General features: G+C 52.7%; 10 protein-coding genes. 4 read left to right on the top strand and 6 right to left on the bottom strand.

Annotated features, from left to right (window positions below; all coding sequences use genetic code 11):
* The 3 genes from JO226_RS20265 to csgD all read right to left on the bottom strand — a co-directional run.
* Positions 1-573 (bottom strand): hypothetical protein (locus JO226_RS20265; RefSeq protein ID WP_296406767.1); only part of this gene is annotated, 573 nt, incomplete at its 3' end.
* Positions 574-804: 231 nt separating this feature from the next.
* Positions 805-990, bottom strand: coding sequence for a hypothetical protein (locus JO226_RS20270; protein WP_296406769.1), 186 nt, complete (start codon positions 988-990; stop codon positions 805-807).
* Positions 991-1,226: 236 nt separating this feature from the next.
* Positions 1,227-1,877 carry a biofilm master transcriptional regulator CsgD gene (gene csgD, locus JO226_RS20275; RefSeq protein WP_296406770.1) on the bottom strand — a complete coding sequence of 217 codons (651 nt, stop codon included), beginning with the start codon at positions 1,875-1,877 and terminating at the stop codon, positions 1,227-1,229.
* A gap of 939 nt (positions 1,878-2,816) precedes the next feature.
* Here csgD and JO226_RS20280 point away from each other — a divergent pair.
* On the top strand, positions 2,817-3,140 hold the full coding sequence (locus JO226_RS20280; RefSeq protein WP_296406771.1) for a type 1 fimbrial protein: 324 nt from the start codon (positions 2,817-2,819) through the stop codon (positions 3,138-3,140).
* Positions 3,141-3,191: 51 nt separating this feature from the next.
* On the opposite strand, the gene mdoC is transcribed toward JO226_RS20280, so the two are convergent.
* Positions 3,192-4,352, bottom strand: coding sequence for a glucans biosynthesis protein MdoC (mdoC, locus tag JO226_RS20285; RefSeq protein WP_296406772.1), 1,161 nt, complete (start codon positions 4,350-4,352; stop codon positions 3,192-3,194).
* 253 nt (positions 4,353-4,605) lie between these two features.
* Between mdoC and mdoG the strand changes: the two genes are divergently transcribed.
* The 3 genes from mdoG to JO226_RS20300 all read left to right on the top strand — a co-directional run bounded on the left by mdoG (position 4,606) and on the right by JO226_RS20300 (position 8,976).
* Positions 4,606-6,159, top strand: coding sequence for a glucans biosynthesis protein MdoG (mdoG, locus tag JO226_RS20290; RefSeq protein WP_296406773.1), 1,554 nt, complete (start codon positions 4,606-4,608; stop codon positions 6,157-6,159).
* Positions 6,152-8,674, top strand: coding sequence for a glucans biosynthesis glucosyltransferase MdoH (gene mdoH / locus JO226_RS20295; RefSeq protein WP_296406774.1), 2,523 nt, complete (start codon positions 6,152-6,154; stop codon positions 8,672-8,674). Before mdoG ends, mdoH begins: the two co-directional genes overlap by 8 nt.
* 74 nt (positions 8,675-8,748) lie before the next feature.
* Positions 8,749-8,976 (top strand): YceK/YidQ family lipoprotein, encoded by a 228-nt coding sequence (locus tag JO226_RS20300; protein ID WP_296406776.1) that lies wholly within the window; start codon positions 8,749-8,751, stop codon positions 8,974-8,976.
* 5 nt (positions 8,977-8,981) lie between these two features.
* Here JO226_RS20300 and JO226_RS20305 read toward each other — a convergent pair whose 3' ends face one another.
* Positions 8,982-9,356, bottom strand: a complete 375-nt coding sequence (locus JO226_RS20305) for a MysB family protein (protein ID WP_296406779.1) — start codon at positions 9,354-9,356, stop codon at positions 8,982-8,984.
* Between the two features lie 114 nt (positions 9,357-9,470).
* Positions 9,471-9,785 (bottom strand): MFS transporter (locus JO226_RS20310; RefSeq protein ID WP_296406781.1); only part of this gene is annotated, 315 nt, incomplete at its 5' end.

Here is a 9,785-nt window from a genome sequence, read left to right on the forward strand (position 1 = left end):
AATGGTGGTAACGGCGGCAACGGCGGGAATGGTGGCAACGGCGGCGGCGATCACGGCGGCGGTAATGGCGGCGGCGATCACGGTGGCGGTCATCACGGCGGTGGTCACCACGGCGGCGGCAACGGCGGAAATGGTGGTAACGGCGGCAACGGCGGGAATGGTGGCAACGGCGGCGGCGATCACGGCGGCGGTAATGGCGGCGGCGATCACGATGGCGGGCACCACGGCGGCGGACACCATGGCGGCCATCACGGCGGCGGACACCACGGCGGCGGTAACGGCGGTGGCAACGGCGGAAATGGTGGTAATGGCGGCAACGGTGGCAACGGTGGCAACGGTGGCAACGGCGGCGGCAACGGCGGCGGCAACGGCGGTGGCAACGGCGGCGGTAACGGCGGTGGCAACGACGGCGGTCACAGCGGCGGCAACGGCGGTGGCCACAGTGGTGGCAACGTTGGCGCTGATGTCAGCGGCAGCAGCTCCGGAGGTTCTGGAGGTGGCAACACCGGTGGAACCACGGGGGGCGCTGGCGGGACCTTGGCCGACAATAACGGTAACAACGGCAATAACCAACTGGGTAACCAGTGCCAGCCTACTGACAAAGGATGTGCATTCCGCTAGCGGATTGATGGCATAGCGTAAGATAAAGGGTTCATGGTAACACCATGGACCCTTTTTAATGGGCCGCTCCCAGACCTGTTGATGTATTCATCCCGTTCAGTTCATCCCACGAGTGGTACAAGGCAAACACACTGCTTCATTAGCGTCATTCTGAAATCGACCGTATTTCCACGGCATCTATTTTTATGCTGCTGGCAATGGTGTGGGATTTTCGTATAGAAAAAAGACGACCACCGGAGCGATGGTCGTCTTGCTGTCGCGACAGGGAATATAAACGAGCGCGACATACCAGAGGTGGGTGAACACAATTGTATTTTTTAAATATCCCTCTGCACTATTTGCCGCTGTGATGTTTTGCTCATCGTCCATTGATTACTCAGTGGCGTTATTATATCGCTGCTATCAATGCTGCAGTGCAAAGGAATAATTGCTGTATGTAATATATCTTCAAATTCGCACAAGAACGATGATATGGTCACTCATGCGAGCCAATAGTCAGGCACAATAATATTGTGGAGTACAACCACTGTATGCACACTGACTATCGCTTAGTTGTATATATCCTGGAGAGAGCAAAAGTAAAAGTGGTTCCGCTTTACGTTCCGTCACCGCAGATTTCTGTTGGCCCAAAAAACAGCCTGGGTTCGGTTCTTGACCGAAAGTTTCTTGAACAAATTATAGATATGCGTTTTAACCGTGTTTTCACTGATAAAAAGCAAATGGGCAATTTCAATATTGGAGGCCCCCTGACGAAGCTTACAGAGGATCTCTTTTTCACGACGCGTAAGTTCAACGCACTCATTCCATTGCGGATGAGAAAGATTAAGTTGCTGGACAATGTAGTCATTGATGACTTTTGGGAAGCATTTCTCTCCCCGGCAGACGTTTTTGATACCGTCAATCAAATGTTCTTCATCCGTTTCAGTGTGAAAAACGCCGCTTATCATGGGCCATTCAACAATGTCACGGTTGTGGTAGTGCTGAGGTGTGTTGAAGAGCAACACCTTGAACTGCTTTGGGCAGTTTTGCAGGGCGAAGCACCACTGATGCATGGCCTGGCTGTCAATAGACTGCATATCGAACAGCAGAAGGTCGCCGTCGTCAATGATCTCGCTATCAACCACATCGCAGTGCTCCAGTGTGACGTCGTTGTAAAAACGTTTCTTAAGTGCCTGAAGCAACAGTGTCGATTGTAAGGAAGGTCTTGTAATTAATAACAATGACCTAAGAACTGATGGGGTTTTATCCGTTCTCATGATTCACTCCAGATGCTGTGATAGTCATTTTTATATAATTAAAGCATTGAGTTAAGTACCAGTGGTCAGGGTTGTACAAGTTGTACAGGGAAATAAGTAATACAAAAAATCATTCGAGATGATTAATTTAAAATCTAGATAATAATAATTGACTAAACAAGTCTGTATTCTGTAACTGGATGTAAAATTAAATGTCATTTTATTTTTTGGTTGAAAATCAGATAAAAAAATATTTGTCATACTAAATTTATAAATTAATATAACATGCTGTATTTTAATGTTATTTAAGAAGTAATAAAAAAGTATTAGATGCAAAATTGCAATAAAGCCCGTTACTTAACTTTAAATGATTGTCGGTCATGATTTATTTTCTGATAAATGCATTCGACGTTAATTATTATTTTTTATCAGATGTGCCGGAAGTGGTATGAAAAATGTATTGAGGGGCTCCAGGGTTTAAATCTGGCAGGTTTTTCTGTTTCATTTGCATGTGATTTCTGGATAAAAGGACAACAAAATCATATGCAAATCTATATTCTTATATTAATGATATTTTCTTGTTCTTCCGCTGTCGTGCTGGAGAGTCACCTTCTGGGGTGAATTGAATGCCTGCAGACAATTCCCGCGTTTTACGATGGCGTGTTGATGAAAAAGAACTGAACGCGTCAGCCAGACTCATCTCACCTGCGTCATCCTGCTGTAAAAACGACTTTTTCCCCGTTTTTCAATCCATTGAATCCTGAGTGTTGCGTTTTAATCATGCGTGCGCGCTGCGAAAACGTGGGTGTGACTCATTGGAGGTACTCATTGGCGGGAATGCCCCTTCGTTATTATTTTTAACAGTGTGGTTTGGCAGTGTCGTGATGCAAGAGCGTACGTCTGCGGGGCAGCGTACATCCCTTACTCTTCACGGATGATGTGGATACATAGAGCTACGCGATGAAAACATTGGTTAAGTCTGTATTCCCTTTTGTTTGCCTCTCCTCCGCGTTGTTTTCTGCAGGTGTGCTGGCATCCTCGCCACCAGCCCAGGGCGGTATCATTCATTTTGTTGGCCAGGTCGTTGAGGACCCTTGCGATATCGCGACCAACTCACATGCCGTTTCACTGCGATGTCTGCGAAACGGGCAGGTGAGCACCACGGCCATTTCTTATCAGCAGGCAGAGGCGGGTAAGACAATGACAAACGACGTCGCCAGCATCAGCATGCGTTACCTGAATCCTCAGCATACGCTGGCAACGGTTATCGTGGATTACAAATAGCGTACTGTACATATCCTGCCGGGCGATACTGCCCGGCAGCGTTTTGGCAGGTTATGACGCTGAAGTCTGAGGTACGGTATGGCGTGGTTGCGGTTTCCCGGAGAAAAGGAAGCGAAGCAGGGGAACACGCAGGTGCAGTTCGTACAAAATAACGGCAACGCCAATAACAAAAACGAGTCCGGTAATAAAACCCAGCGTATTCGAGGGAATAGCAGGCGCTATCCAGGCGCCATACAGTAGCGTCAACGGGTGATGGACGAGGTAAATAAACAGGGATGCATTCACAAAGTAGGTGACGCGCGCTGACTGGAAATTTAGCAAGCGATGACCCAACGAAAAGACCACATTCACCATCAACAATCCAAGCACCATAGTAATGACATAATCCGTTTCATACATCCACGCATCGCCGGAACCAAAGTGCTGGTTTAATCGGTAGGCGACAAAACCCAGCAAGGCCCCTGCGATGCACCAGGGCGAAGGGGTAATGAACAGGGTTTTTAGCCGGGCATTGACGAATGCCTGCGCGCCAAGGATAAAGAAGGGCAGGTAGAAAACAGTCTGCATCACGACAAAATTAAACAGCCCGTCGCTGAGTATATGCGGGAAAAAGATGAACAGCGTACGACGCAGCGCGGCATAGAAAATACCTAATCCCAAAAACACCAGCGTCAGCTTACCCATCGTGACGTTGTCGAAAAACGCCGTAATGGATGCCTGCTGGCGCTGCTTAATCCATCTGAACATCGCCAGGCCAAGCGTGGTCAGCACGACCAGTACCAGCAGGAACCAGAGGTGCGAGACCAGCTCCCACGCCAGTGTATTGAATTTGTCGTACCGCGAAAGGTCGCTCCAGCTGTCGGCCTTGCCTTTCACATATTGCAGCATAATAAACTGCGGCAGGGTGAGGAGGGGGATTGCGGTCAGCATCGGAATACCCACACGTTCGACGCGCACCTGCCACCATTTTTTCATCGGGTATCGCAGGTAGAGCATGTAGGAGAAATAACCGGAAATGACAAAAAAAACCTGCATGCGAAACGAGTGAATGAAGTCATTAAACAACGTGAGCCACCACGACGGTTCGAGGCTATTCACGTGCCAGACATGGCTGGAATAGATGAGCGAGATGTGGAACGGAATTCCGAGCAGCATCAGCCAGGCGCGGATGGAGTCAAGGAAGTATTCACGTTGTACAGGTACTTTATTCATAGAATCAATGAATTCTCGGACAAATCGTCTTATCGCACGGGGCGAAAAAGGGGTATATTCGCAGCAACCCTACACCAAGTACGTAAACCTGTCTCCAGGATAAGCACGCAAAGTGCAAGCGCAGGTAGACGGTTGTTTAATCCCTAAGCCACCAGGCCGAACAAAACCGGGATTATGTTGTCGGATTGCTTGAGTTTCCAGTAAAATGGATCGGATCGATTTAAGCACACAAAGGGGGAAGTGCTTACTTATTATGAAACATAAACCACAGATGATGAAACTGCGTTGGTTAGGCGCAGCCGTTATGTTGTCCCTGTGTACTTCATCTGCATGGGCATTCAGTATTGATGATGTAGCGAAGCAGGCCCAGTCTCTTGCCGGAAAGGGCTATGAAGCGCCGAAAAGCAACCTGCCTTCCGTCTTCCGCGACATGAAATACGCGGACTACCAGCAAATCCAGTTCAATCACGATAAAGCGTACTGGAATAACACTAAGACCCCGTTTAAGCTCGAATTTTACCATCAGGGTATGTATTTTGACTCGCCGGTGACCATTAATGAGGTAACCTCGACGTCCGTTCACAAGATCAAATACAGCCCGGATTACTTCAATTTTGGCGATGTCCAGCACGATAAAGATACGGTTAAGGATCTGGGCTTCGCGGGCTTCAAAGTACTCTATCCGATCAATAGCAAAGACAAAAACGATGAAATCGTCAGCATGCTCGGAGCCAGCTATTTCCGCGTGATTGGCCAGGGGCAGGTTTACGGTCTGTCCGCGCGTGGCCTTGCCATCGACACGGCGTTGCCGTCAGGGGAAGAATTCCCGCGTTTTCGCGAGTTTTGGGTTGAACGTCCAAAACCAACCGATAAGCGCCTGACAATTTATGCGCTGCTGGATTCGCCGCGCGCGACGGGCGCCTACCGCTTTGTCATTATGCCGGGTCGCGACACGGTCGTTGACGTGCAGTCTAAAGTCTATCTGCGTGACAAAGTGGGCAAACTGGGCGTTGCGCCGCTGACCAGCATGTTCCTCTTCGGGCCTAATCAGCCTTCTCCGACCGTCAACTACCGTCCTGAACTGCATGACTCCAATGGTCTTTCTATCCTCGCGGGCAACGGCGAGTGGATCTGGCGTCCGCTGAACAACCCGAAACATCTGGCGGTGAGCAGCTATGCGATGGAGAACCCGCAGGGGTTTGGTCTGCTGCAGCGTGGTCGTCAGTTCTCACGTTTTGAGGATCTGGACGACCGCTATGACCAGCGTCCAAGCGCGTGGATCACGCCAAAAGGCGACTGGGGTAAAGGCAAAGTCGAACTGGTGGAAATTCCGACCAACGATGAGACTAACGACAATATCGTCGCTTACTGGACGCCGGACCAGTTGCCGGACGCTGGTAAAGAGATGAACTTCAAGTACAGCATCACCTTCAGCCGCGACGAAGATAAACTGCATGCGCCGGACAACGCGTATGTCATGCAAACTCGTCGTTCTACTGGCGATGTGAAGCAGTCCAACCTGATTCGTCAGCCTGACGGCACGATTGCCTTTATCGTTGACTTCACCGGCGCGGACATGAAGAAAATGCCGCAGGATACCCCGGTGACAGCGCAAACGAGCATTGGCGACAATGGTGAAATCGTTGACAGCAATGTGCGCTATAACCCGGTAACCAAAGGCTGGCGTCTGACGCTGCGCGTGAAAGTGAAAGATCCGAAGAAGACCACGGAAATGCGTGCCGCGCTGGTCAACGCTGACCAAACGCTGAGCGAAACCTGGAGCTATCAGCTACCTGCCAATGAATAAGACAACTGAGTATATCGACGCAATGCCGCTCTCCGCTGCAAAGAAGGCGGCATTGCCGACAACGGATTTTTGCGTCCTGCATCAGGCGCTGGATACCGACCATCAGCAGTTTGCGCGCGAGGATGACTCGCCGCTGGGCTCGGTAAAAGCGCGTCTTGAGCAAGCGTGGCCGGATTCTCTGGCTGACGGGCAACTGGTTCGCGACGACGAAGGGCGCACTCAACTGGAGGCGATGCCGAAGGCGAAACGTTCCTCCATGTTTCCGGACCCCTGGCGTACCAACCCGATTGGGCGCTTCTGGGACCGTATGCTGGGTCGTGACGTTACGCCGCGCTACCTGGCGCGTCTGACCAAAGAAGAGCGTGAGCATGAGCAGAAGTGGCGTACCGTCGGCACCATTCGTCGCTACATTCTGCTGCTGCTAACGCTGGCGCAAACCGTTGTCGCCACCTGGTATATGAAGACCATTCTTCCGTACCAGGGCTGGGCGCTGATAAACCCAATGGACATGAAAGGGCAGGCGCTGTGGGTCTCTTTCATGCAGTTGCTGCCGTATGTGCTGCAGACCGGGATATTAATCCTGTTTGCCGTGCTCTTTTGCTGGGTCTCAGCCGGGTTCTGGACCGCGCTGATGGGCTTCCTGCAATTGCTGATTGGCCGGGATAAATACAGTATTTCGGCCTCGACGGTCGGGGACGAACCGCTCAACCCTGAGCATCGCACCGCGCTCATCATGCCAATCTGTAACGAAGACGTGGATCGTGTTTTCGCCGGTCTGCGCGCCACGTGGGAATCGGTGAAGGCGACCGGGCAGCAGCAGCACTTTGACGTTTATATTCTGAGCGACAGCTACAACCCCGATATTTGCGTTCAGGAACAAAAGGCCTGGATGGACCTTATTGCCCAAGTGCAGGGCGAAGGGCAGATTTTCTATCGTCGTCGTCGTCGTCGTGTGAAGCGTAAAAGCGGCAACATCGATGACTTCTGCCGTCGCTGGGGCAGCCAGTACAGCTATATGGTGGTGCTGGATGCGGATTCTGTCATGACGGGCGAGTGCCTGACGGGGCTGGTGCGTCTGATGGAAGCCAACCCGAATGCCGGTATTATTCAGTCGTCGCCGAAAGCCTCCGGTATGGATACCCTGTACGCGCGCTGCCAGCAGTTCGCGACCCGCGTCTACGGGCCGCTGTTTACTGCCGGTCTGCATTTCTGGCAGTTGGGGGAATCGCACTACTGGGGTCATAACGCCATTATTCGCGTGAAGCCGTTCATCGAGCACTGCGCGCTGGCGCCGCTGCCAGGCGAAGGCAACTTTGCCGGGTCGATCCTGTCGCATGACTTCGTCGAAGCCGCGCTGATGCGCCGTGCCGGATGGGGCGTGTGGATCGCCTATGATTTGCCTGGTTCGTATGAAGAGCTGCCGCCAAACCTGCTGGATGAGCTCAAGCGTGACCGCCGCTGGTGTCAGGGTAACCTGATGAACTTCCGTCTGTTCCTGGTAAAAGGGATGCACCCGGTTCACCGCGCGGTGTTCCTGACAGGGGTGATGTCATACCTGTCCGCGCCGCTGTGGTTTATGTTCCTCGTGCTGTCGACGGCGCTACAGGTGGTGCATGCGCTGACCGAGCCGCAGTACTTCCTGCAGCCGCGCCAGCTGTTCCCGGTGTGGCCGCAGTGGCGACCGGAGCTGGCGATTGCGCTGTTTGCGTCAACCATGGTGCTGCTGTTCCTGCCGAAGCTGCTCAGCATTATTCTGGTCTGGTGCAAGGGGTCGAAAGAGTACGGCGGTTTCTGCCGCGTAACGGTATCGCTGCTGCTGGAGGTGCTGTTCTCCGTGCTGCTGGCGCCGGTGCGTATGCTGTTCCACACCGTGTTCGTGGTGAGCGCGTTCCTGGGCTGGGAAGTGGTCTGGAACTCGCCGCAGCGTGATGACGACTCAACCCCCTGGGGAGAAGCGTTTATGCGCCACGGTTCGCAGCTGCTGTTGGGGCTGGTGTGGGCTGTGGGGATGGCATGGCTGGATCTGCGCTTCCTGTTCTGGCTGGCGCCTATCGTGTTCTCGCTGATCCTGTCGCCGTTTGTGTCGGTTATCTCCAGTCGCGCGACGATGGGCCTGCGGACCAAACGCTGGAAACTGTTCCTGATCCCGGAAGAGTATTCGCCGCCGCAGGTGCTGAAGGATACCGATGCGTATCTGGAAATGAACCGGAACCGTACGCTGGAAGATGGCTTTATGCATGCCGTGTTTAACCCATCGCTTAATGCGCTGGCGACCGCGATGGCGACTGCCCGTCACCGTCAGAGCAAGGTGCTGGAAATCGCACGTGACCGCCATGTGGAGCAGGCGCTGAATGAAACACCGGACAAGCTCAACCGTGACCGTCGTCTGGTGCTGTTAAGTGACCCGGTGACGATGGCGCGGATGCACTATCGCGTCTGGGCGGCGCCGGAGAAATACTCCTCCTGGGTAAGCCATTACTCGACAATTGCGCCGCTGGCGTTGAACGTTAAGTAAGCCGTACAGCAAAATAAAATACCGGCCATTGTGCCGGTATTTTTTTCACTGTCTGAAATGTGTTGAGGTGTCGTGTGAAATTACTCGCGGTGAGCCTGATGGTGCTGCTGCTCAGCGGATGCGGAAGCGTTATCAGCCGAACCATCCCTGGGCAGGGACACGGAAAGCAGTACTATCCAGGCGTGCAGTGGGACGTCCGGGATTCCGCCTGGCGTTATCTCACTATTCTCGATCTGCCGTTCTCATTGGTGTTCGATACCCTGCTATTGCCGCTGGATGCGCATCATGGGCCTTACGAATAGTGCATTTAGCGCTCATCCCATTCATCCGCTGCGGTCTGGCCTTCTTCGTTGTCCAGCGGCGGCTCCAGCTGAAATTCGCCCTCGTCCCATTCATGAAGCGTATTCTCTTCAAGCCACTCCTGGCTTAATTCAATTTCGTCGAAATCACCGTCAAAGACGCTCTGCGCGGCTTCACCGCTGAGGACGGGGAGGCATTCGCCTTCTTCGCCCTCTTCGGCAAAAAACTCGGCCTGCCACATAATATCGCCGTCCTGGAGAATGTACTTCTGGATGTTTAGCTGATTAACCACGGGTGAATCGCCTTCTGAGTCCGGGGCGTCAGCAAGAAACTCTTCACGTGCTGCATCAATGGCTTCATCAAGGGTGGCATACATAGTCATCTCTTTCTCCCTGCAAGTGGACGAGATATTCAGGGAAAGAATAGCTGAAGATTCCATTCTGCAAGGGCGAAGGAATAAAAATCATCATCTTGAATGAGAAACGCCGGTTAAGGCTTAGCGCACCAGCGAGGTATCATCCTTTTCAACGTCCTGGACAGGCTGTGCGGGCAGCGCCGTTGTGCCGGTCCGGCGCAGGCTAAGGCCAGTGTAGATAGCATTGAACAACACCACCGTCGCGGTGACCAGAAATACGGCGCGAAAACCGTAGCTGGCAGAAACTGAAGCGCCGATAAGCGGGCCGGTTACGTTGCCGATATCGCGAAACGACTGGTTGTAACTGAACACGCGGCCCGCTATCTGATTCGTGGCGTTATACACCAGTAGCGTCTGCACGGCGGGGAGCAGGGCGCCATCGGCGGCACCCAGCAG

Origin of the sequence: Pluralibacter sp. (assembly GCF_019237635.1) — a bacterium.
GTDB lineage: Bacteria > Pseudomonadota > Gammaproteobacteria > Enterobacterales > Enterobacteriaceae > Enterobacter_B.

Coding starts and splice junctions, on each gene's coding strand:
- mdoG (WP_296406773.1), top strand. CDS start 4,606: ATGAAACATAAACCACAGATGATGAAACTGCGTTGGTTAGGCGCAGCC.
- JO226_RS20280 (WP_296406771.1), top strand. CDS start 2,817: ATGAAAACATTGGTTAAGTCTGTATTCCCTTTTGTTTGCCTCTCCTCC.
- mdoC (WP_296406772.1), bottom strand. CDS start 4,352: ATGAATAAAGTACCTGTACAACGTGAATACTTCCTTGACTCCATCCGC.
- JO226_RS20305 (WP_296406779.1), bottom strand. CDS start 9,356: ATGACTATGTATGCCACCCTTGATGAAGCCATTGATGCAGCACGTGAA.
- JO226_RS20270 (WP_296406769.1), bottom strand. CDS start 990: ATGGACGATGAGCAAAACATCACAGCGGCAAATAGTGCAGAGGGATAT.
- csgD (WP_296406770.1), bottom strand. CDS start 1,877: ATGAGAACGGATAAAACCCCATCAGTTCTTAGGTCATTGTTATTAATT.
- mdoH (WP_296406774.1), top strand. CDS start 6,152: ATGAATAAGACAACTGAGTATATCGACGCAATGCCGCTCTCCGCTGCA.